Source organism: Flexivirga sp. G2, assembly GCF_055397625.1.
The window spans coordinates 2,742,722-2,761,133 of the sequence record NZ_AP039675.1 but is presented as its reverse complement, the minus strand read 5'-3'; the positions used below and the strand labels follow the sequence as shown (position 1 = coordinate 2,761,133).

The window sequence follows — 18,412 nt, the reverse complement described above, 5'->3', positions numbered from 1 at the left end:
ACTTGTGTCATTCGGTTGCGGCGCCGAACTGCTCGTTCGAGCCGCGCGGGGCGGCCGTTCCGGCCCGGCTACCCTTGCGTGCCATGACGGTTGCCGTGCGTGTCATTCCCTGCCTGGACGTCGATGCCGGGCGGGTGGTCAAGGGCGTCAACTTCGAGAACCTGCGGGATGCCGGCGATCCGGTCGAGCTCGCCGAACGGTATGACGGCCAGGGCGCCGACGAACTGACCTTCCTCGACGTCACCGCGAGTTCGGCCGGGCGTGACACGACCTACGACGTGGTCGGTCGGACTGCGGAGCAGGTGTTCATCCCGCTGACCGTCGGAGGTGGGGTGCGAAGCGTCGACGACGTCGACCGTCTCCTGCGGGCGGGCGCGGACAAGGTCGGCATCAATACCGGAGCGATCGCCCGCCCGGAGGTCATCGCCGAGATCGCCGAGCGCTTCGGCTCCCAGGTGCTGGTGCTGTCGGCCGATGTACGCCGCTCGCAACACGGCAACTTCGAGGTCACCACGCACGGTGGGCTGAAGTCCACCGATCTCGATGCACTCGAATGGTGTTCTCGGGCAGCAACTTTGGGCGTCGGCGAGATCCTGCTCAACTCGATGGACGCCGACGGCACCAAGGAGGGCTTCGACCTCGAGTTGATCCGCGCCGTTCGTGCCGAGGTCGACGTCCCGATCATCGCGAGCGGGGGAGCGGGTCGCGTGGAGCACTTCGTGCAGGCCGTCGAAGCCGGCGCCGATGCCGTGCTCGCCGCCTCGGTGTTCCACTTCGGGGAACTGACCATCGGCGAGGTGAAGGACGCGCTGCGCGACGCCGGTCACGAGGTCCGCTGATGGAGGACCGGACCCTGGTCATCCGCGTTGTGCCCGATATGTGGGAGCGCCTGCGCCATACCCGACTTGCTGCACTACGGGAGTCGCCCGAGATGTTCGGGTCGTCCCATGCTCGCGAACTGGCCTTCGACGAAGCAGAGTGGCGCCGACGTGCCGAACGCCCGGCGACGTTCCTCGCCGAGCGGGATGGCACCGACGTCGGGACGGCCGGTGTCTACGAGTTCGAGGCCGGCTGGTGCGTGATGGGGATGTGGCTGCGTCCCGACGCCCGTGGCACGGGAGCCGTGGACGCGCTGCTGGATGCGTGCACGCAGGTGGTCCGTGACCACGGCGGGAACAGGGTCTCCCTGTTGGTGATGCAGGACAACGCGCGCGGCATACGGGCGTACGAACGCAACGGATTCGCGCTCACCGGTGATCAGGAACCCGGCCGCGACGGGCGCTGGGAACTGGTGATGAGCCGATCGGTACGGGACCTCGAGACGTCCGCTCGTCCCTCAGGCCGCCCTCGGGCTGACTAGAAGCCGAGCGACGTCGCGCTGAAGGCGGCGACGTCGGCGTCCGAGCCGTCGAGTTCGACGTCGGCGACGGGGCCACGACCGAAGATGTACAGCAGCACCTCGCCGGGTGCCCCGGTCAGGACGACGTTGCCGTGATCGTCCCGAGGGCCGCGAAGACTGCGGCGACCGTGACTCGGGCAGTCCGCGACGACGCCGACCCGGCTGCCCCGCAACGTCATGCGGCCGATCCGCGGCAGGATCTTCCACAGCTCGGCCTGCTCCTCGGCCGACACGTCACGTCGCGCGTCCGGGTGATCGCCGGCGCGCAGGACGTCCTCGTGGTGGATGAAGAACTCCGACAGGTTCGCCTTCTCGTCCACGCCCGGTATGCCGAAGGGGCTGACCCGCGGTGGCCCGGAGCGGACCTTGTCGACGAGTTTCTCCCAGGGCGTCTCGGCGACCTTGCGCTGAATGGACTCGAGTCGTCCGGCCAGCAACGGCAGGAACATTCCGGCGGCGGCGTCGGGCCTGCCCTCCCGGACGACCAGATGGGCGGCGAGGTCCCGTGTGGTCCAGTCTCCGCAGAGCGTGGGCGCGTCCGGGCCGACGTCGAGGAACACGTCGCACAGGGCAGCACGTTCGGACTGGGCGAATTTCGGCATGCAGCGATCATGTCGCACAACGACCGCCCTCACGGCATACGGCCCCATCCGACATGACTCGACGGCGTGCGGCCGTGACGGAGGCGGAAAGCCGGTGCGGCAGAATGCAACCGTGAGTTCCTCCGCTCTCGACCCCGACATCGCCGCCCTGCTGAAGCACGACCAGGCAGGGCTCGTCCCCGCTGTGATCCAGCAACACGACACCGGAGAGGTGTTGATGGTCGGCTGGATGGACGACGAGGCGCTGCACCGCACCCTGACCTCGGGTCGGGTGACGTTCTGGTCCCGCAGCCGTGGCGAGTACTGGCGCAAGGGCGACACCTCCGGGCACGAGCAGCACGTGAAATCGGTTGCGCTCGATTGCGACGGGGACACCTTGCTGGTCCGTGTCGACCAGATCGGGCCGGCGTGCCACACCGGTGAACGGTCCTGCTTCTTCACCGACCTGGGCGCGGTGATCGCATGAGCGCCGAATCAACGACCAGCTCCACCGTGGACAGCCCCCACGCGGAGCTCGACTGGGGTGTGACCTGGCCGAGCCTGCCGCAGTTCCTGCAACTCGCGGCCGACGGCCGGCGCGTCATACCCGTCGTGCGCAGGCTGCTCGCCGATGGCGAGACACCGCTGGGCATCTACCGGAAGCTCGCGGGTGATCGTCCCGGGACGTTCCTGCTCGAGTCGGCCGAGCACGGGGGAGTGTGGTCGCGCTACTCGATCATCGGGGCCGACAGCCGCGCAACGCTCACCGAACAGGACGGCCGTGCTCTGTGGCTCGGCACGCCGCCGGTGGGTGTTCCGACCGACGGCACCCCGACCGACGTACTGCGCGACACCCTGCAGGTTCTGGCCACACCGCGCATTCCCGGACTGCCTCCGCTGACCGGCGGACTCGTCGGCGCCGTCACGTATGACGCCGTCCGGCACTGGGAGCGACTGCCCGACACCGGCACGGACGAGTTGCACACCCCCGAGATCGGGATGGTGCTCGCGACCGACCTGGCGGTGCTCGACCACGCCGACGGCAGCGTGCTGTTGATCGCCAATGCGATCAACCACGACAACACCGACGAGCGCGCCGAGCAGGCCTGGTCCGGTGCGGTCGACCGGTTGGACGCCATGCAGGAGGCGCTGGCCGTGGATGCACCGAGCACGGTGTCGGTCCCGGAGCCGGTCGCCCTGGAGCCGACCAGCACGCACACCCGTGAGCAGTACCACGACATGGTGGAGCAGGCGAAGGAAGACATCCGTTCCGGCGAAGCCTTCCAAATCGTTGTGTCACAACGGTTCTCGGTGCCGTGCGGCGCTGATGCACTGGATGTCTATCGTGCGTTGCGGGTCGGCAACCCGAGCCCGTACATGTACCTCCTGCGGCTGCCGCATCCCGACGGTTCGACATACGACGTCGTGGGCTCCAGCCCGGAGGCGCTGGTGAAGGTGACAGGACAGCGGGTCATCACCCGCCCGATCGCCGGATCGCGACCGCGTGGCAAGAGTCCCGAACAGGACGAGGACCTGGCCGACGAACTGTTCGCCGATCCCAAGGAACGCGCCGAGCACCTCATGCTCGTCGACCTCTCCCGCAACGACCTGCAGAAGGTCTGTGACGCGGGCACGGTCGACACGGTCGAGTTCATGCAGATCCGGCGCTACAGCCACATCATGCATCTGGAGTCGACAGTGGTCGGGGAGTTGAGCGCCGACCGGACGGCGTACGACGCGCTCGTGGCGACCTTCCCGGCGGGCACGCTCAGCGGTGCGCCGAAGCCGCGCGCGATGCAGATCATCGAGCGACTCGAGGGCGTCCGCCGCGGTGTGTATGGCGGGGTCGTCGGCTATTGCGACTTCGCCGGCGACCTCGACATGGCCATCGCCATCCGCACGGCGGTCCTGCAGAACAACATCGCCTACGTGCAGGCCGGTGCCGGCATCGTCGCCGACTCGGTGCCGGAGTCCGAATACCAGGAGACCCGGACCAAGGCGGCCGCCGCGTTGCGCGCGGTGGCGGTCGCGTCGGGAATGCGAGCCATCGGATGATCGGGAAACGGTCGATCCTGCTGGTCGGTGCGGTCGCTGTCCTGCTGATGATCGCCGCCAACACCCGCACCTGGGTGAGCGGTTCGGTGACCGACGCGGTGCTGCAGGGTGCGCACACCACCGCGTCCGGCAGCAAGGCGGCACCCGCACTGCTGGCCGCGGCCCTGGTCGGCGCGGCGGCGGTCCTCGCGACGATCACGACCGGCCGCATCGCCCGCTGGATTGCGGCGGTGCTGACGCTGATCGCCGGTGTCGTCGCGATCGTCGCGGTGATCGTCGTCGTCCGTGACCCGGTCAAGATCCTGGCCGATGTCGCGACGACCATGACCGGCCACACGGGGGATCGCACCGTCGCCGCGGATCTGACGATCTGGCCCTGGGTCGCACTGCTGGGTGCGGTCCTGCTGGTGCTGACCGGCGTCCTCGCGATCCTCGGCGCCCACAACCTGTCCGGCCTGTCCAGCCGGTATGACGCCCCCACCACGTCCAAGGCCGCCAAGCGTTCGGACTGGGACATGCTGACCGACGGCGAGGACCCGACGGACCGTCCAGCAGGGTCTGACACAATCAACGAGCGGCGTACGTCGGACTGATCGACGTGCGCGCACGTTGACCTGTCGTCACGACCACGGACGACGCACCGGACAGACCGCCCACGAAGGAGCAACGCCAGATGGCCGAAGAATTCCACGAGGACCACGGACACAGCGTCGCGGCGTGGACCACCGTCTGCTTCCTGCTGCTCGCCTCGGTGTCCGTGGCGATCGGCGTCGCGTGGGGCCTGCACCCGTTCTACTACCTCGGCGGCGCACTGGCCGTGGTCGGTGTTCTGGTCGGCAAGACCCTCGCGAAGATGGGCTTCGGCAACCACCACGCGCTCGTCGCCCCGCCGCTGACGGCGGAGGAGCGCGCCCAGCTCGAGTCGCAGCAGGCGTCCTAGGTGGTTACGGTCCTCGACGACATCATCCTCGGGGTTCGCGAGGACCTCGAGGACCGGAGGCGCCACACCTCGGCGCACGACATCGCTGCCCGAGCGAGTGCGGCCGTGCCGGCCATCGACGCGCTGGCGGCCTTCCGCGCCGAGGGGCCGGTGAAGGTCATCTCCGAGGTGAAGCGGCGCAGCCCGAGCAAGGGTGACCTTGCCGACATACCGGATCCGGCGGAGCTGGCCGCGGCATACGAACAGGGCGGCGCGACCGCCATCTCGGTGCTCACCGAGCAGCGCCGCTTCGGCGGCTCGCTGGCCGATCTCGACGCCGTGCGGGCCGCGGTGCGAATCCCGTTGCTGCGCAAGGACTTCATGGTCGACCACTACCAGGTCGACGAGGCGCGCGCGCACGGCGCGGACATCATTCTGCTCATCGTGGCCGCCCTGGACGACACCCAGTTGGGTGACCTCTTCCAGCACGCCGCCGAGCTCGGTATGACGCCACTGGTCGAGACCCACGACGAGGCGGAGATCGACCGGGCGCTCGCGATCGACGCCCAGCTGATCGGCGTCAACGCGCGCAACCTGAAGACTCTCGACGTCGACCGGGACGTCTTCGCCCGGCTCGCGCCACGCGTCCCGGCCGACCGCGTCCGGATCGCCGAGTCCGGCATCCGTGGCCCGCAGGACGTCGCGGATTACGTGGCTGCCGGTGCGGACGCCGTACTCGTCGGCGAGGCGCTGGTCACCGGGGGAGACCCGCGCGCCGCAGTCCGCACCATGATCGAAGGATCCCGATGACTGAAACCACTCCACCCCTCGGACGGTTCGGTGCGTATGGCGGGCGCTATGTGCCCGAAGCACTGGTCGCCGCGCTCGAGGAGCTCGACGAGCACCGCACCAAGGCGATGGCCGACCCGGCGTTCCTCGGGCAGCTCACCGAGTTGCAGCGCAGCTACACCGGCCGCCCGAGCATCATCACGCCGGTCCGTCGCTTCGGTGACGAGTACTGCGGCGGCGCGCAGGTCGTCCTCAAGCGGGAGGATCTGAACCACACCGGATCACACAAGATCAACAACGTGCTGGGCCAGGCGTTGCTGACCAAGCGGATGGGCAAGACCCGGGTCATCGCCGAGACGGGAGCGGGCCAGCACGGCGTCGCGACCGCGACGGCGGCCGCGCTGATGGGACTCGACTGCACCGTTTACATGGGTCGCGTCGACACCGAGCGGCAGGCACTGAACGTCGCGCGGATGCAGTTGCTCGGCGCCGAGGTCGTGCCGGTCGATCACGGCTCGCGCACCCTCAAGGACGCTGTCAACGAGGCGTTCCGTGACTGGGTCGCCAACGTGGCGCACACCCACTACGTGCTCGGGACCGTCACCGGCCCCTACCCGTTCCCGGAGATGGTCCGCGACTTCCACCGCGTCATCGGTGTCGAGGCCCGCGGCCAGATGCTCGACGAGTTCGGCCGACTGCCCGACGCGGTGCTCGCGTGTGTCGGTGGCGGGTCCAACGCGATGGGCATCTTCCACCGCTTCATCGACGACCCGGACGTGCGGCTCATCGGCCTGGAGGGCGGCGGCGACGGACCCACGTCGGGCCGACACGCCTCGCGGTTCAGCGGCGAGGCGACGCCCGGCGTGCTGCACGGTGCGTTCACCTACGTGCTGCAGGACGACGAGGGGCAGACCATCGAATCCCATTCGGTCTCAGCGGGTTTGGACTACCCGAGCGTCGGCCCTGAGCACTCCTTCCTGCGTGACGCCGGTCGCGCTGAGTACTTCCCGATCACCGACACGGAGGCGATGGATGCCTTCCGTGCGCTGTCGCGCTCGGAAGGCATCCTGCCGGCCATCGAGAGTGCCCACGCGCTCGCCGGCGCGATGAAACTCGGTCGCGAGCTGGGCAAGGACGCGCTGCTGCTGGTCAACCTCTCCGGTCGCGGCGACAAGGACGTGCACACCGCGGCCCAGTGGTTCGGCCTGCTGGACGAGGGGGACGCCCGATCATGACCACCACGCAAAACACCAGCCGCGTGTCGGCGGCGCTCGCCGCGGCAAAGGCCGAGGGGCGGTCCGCGTTCGTCGGTTATCTGCCGGTCGGCTACCCCGACGTGGACACCTCCATCGAGGCGATGGTGACGATGGTGCGCTCCGGCGTCGACATCGTCGAGATCGGTCTGCCCTACACCGACCCATTGATGGACGGTCCGGTCATCCAGACCGCGGCGACCGGCGCGCTCGCTGCCGGCGTCCACGTGCGTGACGTGTTCCGTGCCGCCGAGGCCGTCACCGCCGCCGGCGGTGCCTGCGTCGTGATGACCTACTGGAACCCCGTGCTGCGCTACGGCGTGGACGCGTTCGCGCGCAACCTGGCCGCATCCGGTGCCTCCGGACTCATCACCCCGGACCTCGTGCCCGATGAGGCCGGCGACTGGATCGCCGCCAGTGAAGCGCACGGTCTGGACCGCATCTTCCTGGTGGCACCCAGCTCCACTCCCGAGCGGCTCGCGATGACAACCGCCGCATCCCGCGGGTTCGTCTACGCCGCAGCCCTGATGGGTGTCACCGGTGCACGATCGGCCGTCAGCGGTGAGGCCGCCGTGCTGGTCGAGCGGGTGCGCGAGGTCAGCGACATCCCGGTGTGCGTCGGGCTCGGCGTCTCCACCGCCGACCAGGCCCGCGAGGTCGCCGGCTTCGCGGACGGCGTCATCGTTGGATCCGCACTGGTCAGCACGCTGGTCGACGCCGACGATCCGCAGGACGGGCTCGCGCAGCTCGCCCGCACGGCGACAGCCCTGGCCGACGGGGTCCGTGCGCGGTGATCACTGAGGCGTCATACTTCCCGAGCCCGACGGTCGGGGTCTTCTGGCTGGGTCCGTTCCCGATCCGGATGTACGCACTGTGCATCCTCAGCGGCATCGTCCTCGCGGTCTGGGTCGCCGGTCGCCGGATGGCGGACCGCGGCTACCACCGCGAGGACGCGCTCACCGTCGCCTGGTGGGCGGTCCCGTTCGGCATCATCGGTGGGCGTCTCTACAACGTCATCACCTCGCCGCAGCCCTACTTCGGCAAGCACGGCAACCCGTGGGACGCGTTCGCGATCTGGCACGGTGGCCTCGGCATCTGGGGCGCCATCGCGCTCGGTGCGCTCGGCGCCTACATCGGCTGTCGACGCCATCACATCCGCTTCCTCGACTTCGCCGACTCGGCCGCGCCGGGCGTGGTGCTGGCGCAGGCGATCGGCCGATGGGGCAACTACTTCAACAATGAACTCCACGGCCGCAGCACCGACCTGCCCTGGCGGCTGAAGGTCTACGAGTGGGACGAGAGCGCCGGGCACGCGCTGAAGGACGCCGCCGGGCACCCGATCGTCGCGGGCTACTACCAGCCGACGTTCCTCTACGAGTCGCTGTTCCTGCTGGTCATCGCGCTGGTCATCGTGTGGCTGGACCGGCGCTACCGACTCGGCCGCGGAAAGTCGTTCTGGCTCTACGTGATGCTCTACCCGGTCGGCCGGATCTGGATGGAGTGGATGCGCGACGACCCCGCCAACCGCATCCTCGGCCAGCGCGTCAACGTGTGGGTCTGCATCCTGGTCTTCATCGGCGGACTGATCGGCCTGATCATCTGCTCCCGCCGGCACCCCGACGGAGAGCGCGAGCCGATCCCCGATGCCGAACCGGAGGCAGAGCCGGCGGTCGACTCCGAGGACGTCGCCCAGCCCGAGTGACATAGGATCATCGGCGCAACGGGGGGATGAACGCACCCGGATCCCCGGGTGAAGCGAAGGAGTATGACGATCGAACTCGCCGTCGAGCCGGTGCATCCGGACGCCGACACCCCCGCCTTCGCGGTCGTGGTGCTCACGCAGGGCACCCGCCCCTCGGAGTTGCGCCGTGGTCTCGATTCGCTGCTGCGCCAGACCGGCGTCCGACTGGACATTGTCGTGGTCGGCAACGGATGGGACCCGGTCGATCTTCCGGACCGGGTCAAGTCCCTCCGGCTGCCCGAGAACGTCGGCATACCCGCCGGCCGGAACGCCGGCGTCGACCAGGTCACCGGTGATCTTCTCTTCTTCCTGGACGACGACGCCTGGCTGCTCGACGACGACTTCCTCGCCAAGTGCGCGGCCGAGTTCCGCGCCGACCCGACGATCGGCATGATCCAGCCGCGGATCGAGGACCCGGCAGTGGGTGACCTGCCGACCCGGTGGATCCCGCGACTGCGCAAGGGCAGCCCGTACCGCTCGTCGAACGTCTTCTCCGTCGTCGAGATGGCCGTCGCGATCCGCCGTGAGGTCTTCGAGCAGACCCTCGGCTGGCCGGCGCCCTTCTTCTACGCGCACGAGGGCATCGAACTCGCGTGGCGGGTCTGGGCCGCAGGCAGCCGGACCGTCTACCTGGGGCACCTGCGCGCCGGGCACCCGGTCATCGACCCGCGCCGGCACGACGACTACTTCACCAAGAACGCCCGCAACCGGGTCTGGCTCGCGCGGCGCAACCTGCCCTGGCCGGTGAGTTGGGGGTATGTCGGCTCGTGGACCGCCGTGCAACTGGTGCGTTCCCGCCACGTCCGCGAGAGCCTGCGGCCCTGGTTCGCCGGCTGGCGCGAGGGCTGGACGTCCGAACCCTGGGCGCCCGGTGAGCCGCATCGCAAACTGCCGTGGTCGGCCGTCGTCCGCATGGCCCGCAACGGCCGCTGGCCGGTCATCTGAGGATCTGACATGGCATCCAACAAACCAACCATCGAAGAGCTGCGCGAGCGCTCGCAGCCGGCGTCCGTGCGTGGCCGGCAGAACGCCGAGCACTGGTCGGGGGAGTACCTCCGGCACGGCTCGCTGTACCTGACCAGGCAACTGGCGCCGACCCGGATGACACCCAACGGCGTCACCGGCCTGATGATCCTGTCCGGCTGGTGCATCGGATTGTCGCTGCTCGTGCCGGGCATCGGCGGTGCCATCCTCGCGGTGATCTTCGCCCAATTGCAGATGTACCTCGACTGCGTGGACGGCGAACTCGCTCGTTGGCGCCAGCGCTTCAGCCCGGCCGGCGTCTTCCTCGACCGTGTCGCGCACTACACGACGGAGAGCTTCGTCGGGCTGGCGTTCGGTCTGCGCGCGGCCGGCATCTTCGGCGGTCGGACCGACGCGACGGACACCTGGAAATACGCCTTCCTCGGCGCCGTGCTGATGTGCGGCATCATGCTGAACAAGGCATTGAACGACCTGGTGCACGTGGCCCGGGCGTTCAGCAACATCGAACGGCTGCCGGACACCGCGGAGGCCAAGGCCGTGACACCACACGGACTGATCGGCATCCTGCGGGCTGCCGCGCGCTTCCTGCCGTTCCACCGCATCTTCCACTCCGTCGAACTCAGCATCGTGGCGCTCGTGCTGTCGGTGATCGGTCTGGTCACCGGCGACGGTGTCGACGTCTTCCGCGTTGCCGTCTGGGTGCTGGCGCCGGTCGTCTGGCTCGTCGTCCTCGGCCACTTCGTCGCGATCATGGCGTCCCCGCGTGTGAAGGCGACGCGTTGACCACGATCCGCCGACTCGGCCAGTCCCTGCTGGCAGTTGTCGGCCTGACGCTGCTGACCGCGATCCTGCTGGTCTGCAGTGCCCTGGAGTTCCCGGACCCGATCGTCGCCGTCCTCGCCCTGGTGCTGACCGCCGGCCTCGTCGTGGTCGGCCGGCTGCGGCCCGGCCCCGCCCTGCGGCTGATGGCGCTCGTCGGACTGATCGCCACCTTCGTCCCCTCGGTACGCGAGGACAACACGCCGTGGTTGGCCGCTGCGGCGGCGTTGATGGTGTGTACGGCACTCATCGGTGAGCCGTTGGACAGCAGACTGGTGCCGCGCGTACGCGTTGCCCAGTTGCCCGGGCTGCCCGACGATCGCCGGCCGCAGACCCTCGGCCCGATGGGCTCCGTCGTACAGGTCGGCATTGTGCTGTTCGCGTGCCTGCTGCTCGTGCAGGCGGTGGTCGACCTGCCGGACTGGACCGACTCGATCTTCCTGCTCCTCGTGCTGGCCGTGCTCGGCCGCAGCGCGCTGCAGTTGCGGGCGGCGGTGCGTGCGCGGCGGGCCAAGACGGTCAATCGCACCGTCACCAACGCACTCGTCGACTACGCGCCCGCGTTCTACATCTATTTCAGCGGGCCGGTCACCGGTGACTACCAGGTGCGCATGTGGCTGCCCTACCTCGAGCAGTTGAATGCGCCCTACGCCGTGCTCGCACGCGACCCGAAGATGCTCCCGCGGGCCGCCGCCCTCACCGACCGGCCGGTCATCGCGTGCCAGCGGCTGGGCAGCATGGACGACGTCATGGTGCCGAGCGTTCGGGCCGTTTTCTACGTCAACACGCACGCCCAGTGCGTCGACGGCGTGCGCTATCTGGATCGCACCCACGTGCACCTGAACCACGGCGACTCCGACAAGCCGTCCAGCTATCACCCGATGATCGGGATGTTCGATCAGATCTTCGTCGCGGGGCAGGCCGGCGTGGACCGGTTCAGCCGCCACGGCGTGCTCGTCCCGGCGGAGAAGTTCCGGCTCGTCGGTCGCCCGCAGGTCGCCGGCGTGCTGGATCACAACACGGACCCGCTCCCGGGCCGCCGCACCGTGCTCTACGCGCCCACCTGGCGCGGCGGTGTGCAGGACATGTCGTTCAGCTCCCTCGTGTATGGCGAGGCGATCGTCCGGGACTTGTTGGACCTCGGGGTGCGCGTGATGTTCCGGCCGCATCCGCTGTCCTTCAAGGAGAAGCTGTCGGCCGCGATGATCGCGCGGATCGACGATCTGCTGTCCGCCGCATCGACGCCCGAGGTGCCGCACGTGACCAGTGGCGGGATGCTGCAGGGTCCGATCGCGGAGTCGTTCAACGCGTCCGACGCCCTGGTGACCGACGTGTCCAGCGTCGCGTCCGACTACCTGCACTCCGGCAAGCCGTTCGCGGTCGCCGACCTCGGCACAACCGGGGCCGGGCAGCCGGTGGACCGGGCCGAATACCCGGTGCTACGTGCGGCATACGTGCTGGACGTGGCGGGCGCCATGAGCGACCAGTTGCGCACGATGCTGGACGAGGACCCCCTTGCCGCAACACGTTCGGAACTCCGGACCTATTACCTGGGTGACCACCCCGACGAGGTGGGCGCCTTCGTCGACGCTGCGGCCGACGCGATACACGGCCCGTCGTCGATCGCTCGATGAACGACTACCGAAGCACGACAGAACCCACGACTGAACCAGAACTTAACGAAAGGTTAAGGTGCACGGCATGTATACCCTCGCTCTGCTGAACGGTGGTGTAGGTACGCGAGTTGCTGCGGGTCAGCCCAAGCAGCTCATCCGGGTCAACCACGTCCCGGCCATGATCTACCCATTGATCGCCGTTGATGACATCCCCGAGATCGACCAGATCATCCTGAACTTCCCCCCGGGCTGGGAGGACACCATGCGCAAGCTGGTCGCCGACTACGCCATCAAGACCCCGATCACGTATGTCGAGGCGGGCGACACCCGTCACGCATCCGTCGCGGCGATGCTGGAGCACGCCGGCAACGAGCACGTGATCCTGCACGAGACCGCCCGCCCGCTGGCCACCAAGGCCGACTTCGAGGCGCTCATCGCGGCCGAGAAGGACAACGTCAGCTTCATGCTGGAGATCCCGTTCACCGTGGCACCGGTGGACCCCGACACCCAGCGGGTCACCGGCTCCCTGGAGCGCGCGCGGTTGCGCAACGTGCAGTTGCCGCAGAAGTTCCGCAAGACGACCCTGCAGGAGGGGCACGCCTACGCCCAGAAGGAGAACGTCGTCTTCACCGAGGACGCGACCCTCTGCGCGGTTGCCGGCGCCGACGTCTACTACATCCCGGGCAACGACCGGAACTTCAAGATCACGACCAAGACGGACGTGCGACTGGCGGGCTACCTGTTGGCGGGTGATGACGAGGATGAGTAAGACGATTCTGATCAGCGGTGCCTCCAAGGGCATCGGACTGGCGACCGCGGAGCGCTTCTTCCGCGAGGACAACGACGTCACCAACTACGTGCTGCTGGCGCGCAAATCGGACGACTTCGCCGAGGCCGAGAAGGAACTGCTGGCGGACAACCCGTTCGACAAGAAGGTCTTCTGCTACGAGATCGACCTGAGCGACCGTGACGCGATCGCCGCGCTCATGCCGCAGATCATCGAGAAGCACGGCAACATCGAGTTCCTGGTCAACAACGCCGGTTACACCGCGCCCGACCCGATCCACGAGATCGACTTCGCCGACTTCGAGCGCACCATCGGTGTCAACCTCTACGCGCCGTTCCTGATCGTGCAGCACCTGCTGCACCTCGGCAACACCTTCGAGTACATCGTCAACGTCGCCTCGACCGCCGGCATCACCGGCCGCTCGGGCTGGCTGACCTACTCGAGCTCGAAGGCCGCACTCATCGCGATGAGCCAGGTCCTCAAGGAGGAGCTGGCGATCTACGGCACCCGGGTCATCACCATCTCGCCCGGTCGTTGCGCGACCGCCCTGCGGCGCAAGCTGGCGCCGGACGAGGACCCCACCACGATCATGCAGCCGGAGGACGTCGCCGACGCGATCCGCATGCTCACCAGCCCGGTGGGCCGGTACGTCGACAGCGAGAACCTCGTCGTTCGTCTCTGACGTCGTCCGCGCATCCGACACGCCCGCCCGCGGTCACTTCGGTGGCTCCGGGCGGGCGTCGTCGTGTGGGCCGGGTTCGTCGTCCTAGCCGGTGAGATCCCTCACAACGTGGCGTCCGCACGGCCGCCGGGTGAGTGAGAGGCGAACGCCTCGGTAACATGCGGATCGGCTTTTTCAGCGCCGACGGTCTCCGAACCGGTCGGCATACCTCGAATCGGAGTGCTCTTGCTCAAGCGTGAAGCTCGCACCCTGGCGGTCGTCCTCGTGGCGCTCGCCGGAACCCTCGTGCTGCTGTCCGGCGCGACGGACGTCGGTGTCGTCATCTGGCTGGTGGCATACCTGGGGTGCACCTGGCTGTGCCGGAAGATGTGGGGCGGCCGCAACCTCGGGCACCACCTGATCGCGCGGGTTCTGCTCGCGTTGGCCCCCGCCGGACTGATCATCGACCACACCGTCGGTGTCGTGTGGGCGGCCTGGACCGCGATCGCGCTGCTGGTGCTCCTGGTGCGCAGCGAACAGCTGGTACGCCGGGCCTACGGCTACACCGGTACCCGAGCGTCCGGGTTCGACGCACTTCACCTCCGGGAGAAGAAGCCGCAACTGGTGCGGCTCTACGCCCGACTGATGCTCCTGCTACCGCTCGCGCTGATGTGCGCCGGGTACTTCCACCTGAACGGCCTGTGGTGGCTGCTGGGATCACTGATCGCCGCAGCGTCCGCCGCTGCCATCGCCGGCGATGCGTACTTGCGACGCAACGCGTCGCGGCGCGCGCAGGCACTGCTGCCGTCCGTGCTGCACGACCTGAACCCGTCCTTCGTCCTCTACTGGGACGCGCCGCGCAACTCGCAGTTGCAGCTGGCGATGTGGATCCCGCACCTGCAGCGCGTCGGTGTGCCGTTCTTCGTGATGGTCCGTGATCGGCGCAGCTACGGCCAGGCCGTCAGCGTCTGCGGGGACGTCCCGGTCCTGCACTGCCCGACGATGGGGTCGGTCGAACGGGCCCGGACCGAGAGCCTCCGTGCGGCCTTCTACGTGAACAACGCGGCCCGCAACTCGCACTTCGTGCGGTACGGGGAACTGACCCACATCCAGTTGCTGCACGGCGACAGCGACAAGGCGCCCAGCTACAGCCCGGTCACCGCGATGTTCGACAAGGTGTTCGTCGCCGGCCAGGCCGGTATCGATCGGTATGCCGCGCACGGTGTGTTCATCCCGGACGAGAAGTTCGAGATCGTCGGGCGGCCGCAGGTGGTCGGCATCGACCGACGGACGACCGACACACTCGACCTCACCGACTGCACGGTGCTGTACGCACCGACCTGGAAGGGGTTCCACGAGGACGCGGCGCACAGCTCGATCCCGCGCGCGCTCGGGATCCTCGCCGAGGCGCTCGACCTCGGCTGCCGGGTCATCTTCCGGGCACACCCGTACACCAACCGGGACCCCGAGTTCGCGCGTATCGCCGCCGAGGCCTGCGAGTTGCTCGCCGCCGACTCCCGGGCGACCGGCCGTGAGCACGTCTTCGGGCCTGCTGCAGGCAGCGACATGACGATGGAGGAGTGCTTCAACGCGTCCGACCTGATGATCGCCGACGTGTCGAGCGTGGTGGCCGACTACCTCTACTCGGAGAAGCCGATCCTGCTGGTCAATCCCGACCAGGACCCGGCGGAGTTCGCGCTGGAGTTCCCCCTCGCGTCCGCAACGTATGTCGTCGACGGTTCACCGGAGCAGGTCCGCACAGCGCTCGCGGCTGCGGCGACGGACGACCCGATGGGCACCGTCCGCCGGGAGAAGCGCACCTACTACCTGGGCGACTTCCCCGATGCGACGTACGAGGAGGGCTTCCTGAAGGCCGCCGCCCATGAGGCGCACGCCCCCTGGCCGCCGCACGCGACGTGGCCGCCGGAACGGGTGTCCGACGGCCACGGCAGTGAGCGGGCTACTCCGCCTGCTTGAGCCGCTCGAGCCGAGTGCGAGCGCGCTCGGCGTTCAGCGGGTCGACGACGAGTGAGCGGTAGCCCTTCCGGCTGATCACGACCTCGTCATACGTGACGGGGACGCGGGAGATCTCACCGGCGCGCTCGCGCTCGGTGATCTGCTCGATGGCCTGCTCGATGTCGTCGAAGGCGACGCCGGACAGGTCGCTGACGTCGAACTCCCACCACTTCAGCGCCAGCAGGCGTTCGATGATCTCGTCGCTGAAACGCTTGCCGATCACCTTCGCCGGGAGACCGCCGACGATCGTGTAGGGCGCAACGTCCTTGTTGACGAAGGCGCCCGCAGCGACGATCGCTCCGTCACCGATGGAGACGCCGCGTCGGATCAGGACGTTGGCGCCGATCCAGACGTCGTTGCCGATGCTGGCGTTCTCCATCGTCCTCGGGTCGATGTTCTCGGGCGTCCGCTTGATGGTGCGTGGCCCGGAGTCGGCCTCCGGCGGGTAGTAGCGGTACCGCTTGGCGTCGTGCACCGCGGGCGAGCTGGTCAGCCAGGTCACCGGGTGCTCGCCCTCTCCGATCGTGACGTCCGGACCGATGCTGGTGTAGCGCCCGATCGTGTCGATGTACCGGAACCGGCCGCCGCGCAGGAAGCTGTACCGCCCGATGGCGATATTGCGGTAGACGTGCATGGTCGTGTTGTTCAGCTGCGCCGGCGGTTCGAAGCGCACCTTGATGTGCCCGGGGCCGGCGCCGAAGAAGCCGAGGCCCGGCTGGATCCGCAGACCGTGCTCGCGCAGGCCGATCCAGGGGTTGTTCGACGGTTTGCCGCCCTTCTTGGCGGGCGACGGTGCCGGCGCTGGAGTGGTCTGCGAGGGCGATTCGCTGAGGACCTGTCGGCTCCTCGTGCGTGCGGGGCCGATCACCCGTGTGCGTATGCCGTTCCGGACTCTCGACCGAATGTTCTTCATTGCTGGGGTCTACACCTCGTCGTTCGTCGGGCAAAGGGTCCGCAGACTCTACAGCGCCGCGCTGTCCGGCCCGGGGCGCGGCGGGCCGGTGCCGATCGATGCGGTCCGCGTACACGCTGTCTACACGAAACCGCCGTAGCGTAGAAACGGTGACTTCAGGGGCGGCGCACGCAGAGAACGACCAGATGCTGAAGGTTTCGGTCGTGGTGGCGGTCTACAACCCGGGACCCGACATCGACGAGCTGTTGGCGTCGATCGACGCGCAGACGTTGCCGGCCGCGGAGTTCGAGGTGATCTTCGCCGACGACGACTCGACGGACGGAACGCGGGAGCGGTTGCGGGAGTGGGCGGAGGATCGGCGCAACGTCAGCGTGTTGCACAACACCCCGAACTCGGGATGGCCCGGCCGGCCGCGGAACCTCGGCATCGACGCGGCGCGCGGTGAGTACCTCTTCTTCGCCGACAACGACGACAAGTTCACGCCCGATGCGCTGCGCGCGATGTACGACTTCGCCCGGGCGCACGACAGCGATGTCGTCATACCGAAGGAGATCGGTGTCGGCCCCGGCCGTTCCGTGTCTCGCGCCCTGTTCCGGCGCGACATCCCCGACGCCACCCTCGGCCGGGACCCGATCCTGCTGCTGCTGACCCCGCACAAGTTGGTGCGTACGGCGCTGGTCCACGAGCACGGCATCCGGTTCCCCGAGGGGCGGGTGCGACTCGAGGACCACTTCTTCATGATGTCCTGCTACTTCGCAGCGCAGCGGATCTCGGTCTTCGCACAGCAGCCCTGCTACTACTGGATGCGTCGTCAGGGGAGCGGGGAGAACGCCAGCTTCAGCGAGGTCGACCCGGTCGTCTATTACGAGTCGGTCGAGCGTGTCCTGGCCGTGGTCGAGGCCAACACCGAGCCGGGTGCGTTCCGCGACAAGCTCTACAGTCACTGGTACCAGACGAAGATGCTCGCGCGACTGCGCGGCGGATTCCTGCTGGAGCATGCGGAGGACTACCAGGAGCGGTTGGTGGCCGAACTGCGCCGGGTGAGTGTGCGATTCGGATTCGACGAGCGCCTGCTCCCGTATCTCGGCGCCGGATCGCGTGCGCGCGCACAGTTGCTGATGACCGGTTCGCTGGAGGACATCCGACGCCTGGCCGCCGCGGAACGCGGCATCACCCAGCAGCCTCGGCTGGAGCAGCTGTCGTGGACGGACGACGGCCGGCTCGCCCTCTCGATCAGCTCGCATTTCGTGTATGCCGATGGCGATCCGATCACGGTCATCCGCACCGACCACGGCGCGTTCTGGGACATCACGCCCCGGGTGCCCGGCCTGCGGCTGGATCCGGTCGACGTCTCGGACCTGGTGGCCGGCATTCGTCTGCACACCCTGCTGACCGACCGGTCGACCTCGGACGTACAGTTCGCATCGGGCCATGGTGAGCCCCTGACGGACGACCGGTTGGGTGTCTCGTCCGAGGTCCTGATCGACCCGGGAGCGGCGTTCCGGAGCCGACCTGTCGACACGGTGCTCGACCTGCGCGTGCGGCTCAACGGACTGGGCTGGTGGTCGGAGATCCGGCTGCCGGCGGACGGGGGAGTGAGACTGCCGGCCACGGGCCCGCAACTCGAGGACCGGACGGTCGTCGCCTTCGCGACCACCGGGCGCCGCAAGCTGAGCCTGCACCTGGTCGACCCGACCCGATCACGATGGTCCCGGATTCGCGAACTCGGCCGCGCCGACGGATGGCGGGAGGCATCCCCGGTGATCGCCCGCGCCGCGCTGCGGAGAGCACGACATGCGGCCGGTCGGGTGCGGACGCGGATCGGCGAGTTGCGCCCCTGACATATCGTCTCAATTACTGAGACGACCGGTCCACGTTG

18 protein-coding genes and 1 pseudogene are annotated in these 18,412 nt (G+C 68.5%); 17 read left to right on the top strand and 2 right to left on the bottom strand.

The window, feature by feature from the left end; translation table 11 throughout:
* Nucleotides 1–83: 83 nt before the first annotated feature.
* Entirely contained in the window at nucleotides 84–839 is a 756-nt protein-coding gene (gene hisF / locus ACZ50J_RS13375; protein ID WP_464297645.1) for an imidazole glycerol phosphate synthase subunit HisF, read from the top strand.
* Nucleotides 839–1,360, top strand: coding sequence for a GNAT family N-acetyltransferase (locus tag ACZ50J_RS13370; protein WP_464297644.1), 522 nt, complete (start codon nucleotides 839–841; stop codon nucleotides 1,358–1,360). The genes hisF and ACZ50J_RS13370 overlap by 1 nt, the downstream gene beginning before the upstream one ends.
* Here ACZ50J_RS13370 and ACZ50J_RS13365 read toward each other — a convergent pair.
* Complete coding sequence (locus ACZ50J_RS13365) at nucleotides 1,357–2,001, bottom strand: TIGR03085 family metal-binding protein (RefSeq protein WP_464297643.1); 645 nt, start codon at nucleotides 1,999–2,001, stop codon at nucleotides 1,357–1,359. The two genes, ACZ50J_RS13370 and ACZ50J_RS13365, sit on opposite strands and share 4 nt — an antisense overlap.
* A 112-nt stretch (nucleotides 2,002–2,113) precedes the next feature.
* Between ACZ50J_RS13365 and hisI the strand changes: the two genes are divergently transcribed.
* The 14 genes from hisI (at nucleotide 2,114) to ACZ50J_RS13295 (ending at nucleotide 15,581) form a co-directional block, all read left to right on the top strand.
* Nucleotides 2,114–2,467, top strand: coding sequence for a phosphoribosyl-AMP cyclohydrolase (hisI, locus tag ACZ50J_RS13360; protein ID WP_464297642.1), 354 nt, complete (start codon nucleotides 2,114–2,116; stop codon nucleotides 2,465–2,467).
* On the top strand, nucleotides 2,464–4,035 hold the full coding sequence (locus ACZ50J_RS13355; RefSeq protein WP_464297641.1) for an anthranilate synthase component I: 1,572 nt from the start codon (nucleotides 2,464–2,466) through the stop codon (nucleotides 4,033–4,035). Before hisI ends, ACZ50J_RS13355 begins: the two co-directional genes overlap by 4 nt.
* The gene (locus ACZ50J_RS13350) at nucleotides 4,032–4,628 is read left to right on the top strand and encodes a Trp biosynthesis-associated membrane protein (RefSeq protein ID WP_464297640.1); all 597 of its coding nucleotides are present in this window, start codon (nucleotides 4,032–4,034) and stop codon (nucleotides 4,626–4,628) included. The genes ACZ50J_RS13355 and ACZ50J_RS13350 overlap by 4 nt, the downstream gene beginning before the upstream one ends.
* 80 nt (nucleotides 4,629–4,708) lie before the next feature.
* Nucleotides 4,709–4,975: an HGxxPAAW family protein gene (locus ACZ50J_RS13345; protein WP_464297639.1), complete on the top strand. Its 267-nt coding sequence runs from the start codon at nucleotides 4,709–4,711 to the stop codon at nucleotides 4,973–4,975.
* The gene (gene trpC / locus ACZ50J_RS13340; RefSeq protein ID WP_464297638.1) at nucleotides 4,976–5,764 is read left to right on the top strand and encodes an indole-3-glycerol phosphate synthase TrpC; all 789 of its coding nucleotides are present in this window, start codon (nucleotides 4,976–4,978) and stop codon (nucleotides 5,762–5,764) included.
* The gene (gene trpB / locus ACZ50J_RS13335) at nucleotides 5,761–6,978 is read left to right on the top strand and encodes a tryptophan synthase subunit beta (RefSeq protein WP_464297637.1); all 1,218 of its coding nucleotides are present in this window, start codon (nucleotides 5,761–5,763) and stop codon (nucleotides 6,976–6,978) included. The genes trpC and trpB overlap by 4 nt, the downstream gene beginning before the upstream one ends.
* Nucleotides 6,975–7,790, top strand: a complete 816-nt coding sequence (gene trpA, locus ACZ50J_RS13330) for a tryptophan synthase subunit alpha (RefSeq protein WP_464297636.1) — start codon at nucleotides 6,975–6,977, stop codon at nucleotides 7,788–7,790. Before trpB ends, trpA begins: the two co-directional genes overlap by 4 nt.
* On the top strand, nucleotides 7,787–8,698 hold the full coding sequence (gene lgt, locus ACZ50J_RS13325; RefSeq protein WP_464297635.1) for a prolipoprotein diacylglyceryl transferase: 912 nt from the start codon (nucleotides 7,787–7,789) through the stop codon (nucleotides 8,696–8,698). Before trpA ends, lgt begins: the two co-directional genes overlap by 4 nt.
* 63 nt (nucleotides 8,699–8,761) lie before the next feature.
* Entirely contained in the window at nucleotides 8,762–9,682 is a 921-nt protein-coding gene (locus ACZ50J_RS13320) for a glycosyltransferase family 2 protein (RefSeq protein WP_464297634.1), read from the top strand.
* A 9-nt stretch (nucleotides 9,683–9,691) separates the two neighbouring features.
* Nucleotides 9,692–10,504, top strand: coding sequence for a CDP-alcohol phosphatidyltransferase family protein (locus ACZ50J_RS13315; protein ID WP_464297633.1), 813 nt, complete (start codon nucleotides 9,692–9,694; stop codon nucleotides 10,502–10,504).
* Nucleotides 10,501–12,174 (top strand): CDP-glycerol glycerophosphotransferase family protein, encoded by a 1,674-nt coding sequence (locus ACZ50J_RS13310; RefSeq protein ID WP_464297632.1) that lies wholly within the window; start codon nucleotides 10,501–10,503, stop codon nucleotides 12,172–12,174. The genes ACZ50J_RS13315 and ACZ50J_RS13310 overlap by 4 nt, the downstream gene beginning before the upstream one ends.
* A gap of 67 nt (nucleotides 12,175–12,241) precedes the next feature.
* On the top strand, nucleotides 12,242–12,925 hold the full coding sequence (locus ACZ50J_RS13305) for an IspD/TarI family cytidylyltransferase (RefSeq protein ID WP_464297631.1): 684 nt from the start codon (nucleotides 12,242–12,244) through the stop codon (nucleotides 12,923–12,925).
* A complete protein-coding gene (locus ACZ50J_RS13300) occupies nucleotides 12,918–13,625 on the top strand; it encodes an SDR family NAD(P)-dependent oxidoreductase (RefSeq protein WP_464297630.1) in 708 nt (235 codons plus the stop codon). The genes ACZ50J_RS13305 and ACZ50J_RS13300 overlap by 8 nt, the downstream gene beginning before the upstream one ends.
* Before the next feature lie 225 nt (nucleotides 13,626–13,850).
* Nucleotides 13,851–15,581 (top strand): CDP-glycerol glycerophosphotransferase family protein, encoded by a 1,731-nt coding sequence (locus tag ACZ50J_RS13295; protein WP_464297629.1) that lies wholly within the window; start codon nucleotides 13,851–13,853, stop codon nucleotides 15,579–15,581.
* Between the two features lie 190 nt (nucleotides 15,582–15,771).
* Here ACZ50J_RS13295 and ACZ50J_RS13290 read toward each other — a convergent pair.
* Nucleotides 15,772–15,987: pseudogene (locus ACZ50J_RS13290) on the bottom strand (CatB-related O-acetyltransferase); the annotation flags it as partial.
* 695 nt (nucleotides 15,988–16,682) lie between these two features.
* Here ACZ50J_RS13290 and ACZ50J_RS13285 point away from each other — a divergent pair.
* Nucleotides 16,683–18,374: a glycosyltransferase family 2 protein gene (locus ACZ50J_RS13285; RefSeq protein ID WP_464297628.1), complete on the top strand. Its 1,692-nt coding sequence runs from the start codon at nucleotides 16,683–16,685 to the stop codon at nucleotides 18,372–18,374.
* Nucleotides 18,375–18,412: the final 38 nt, after the last annotated feature.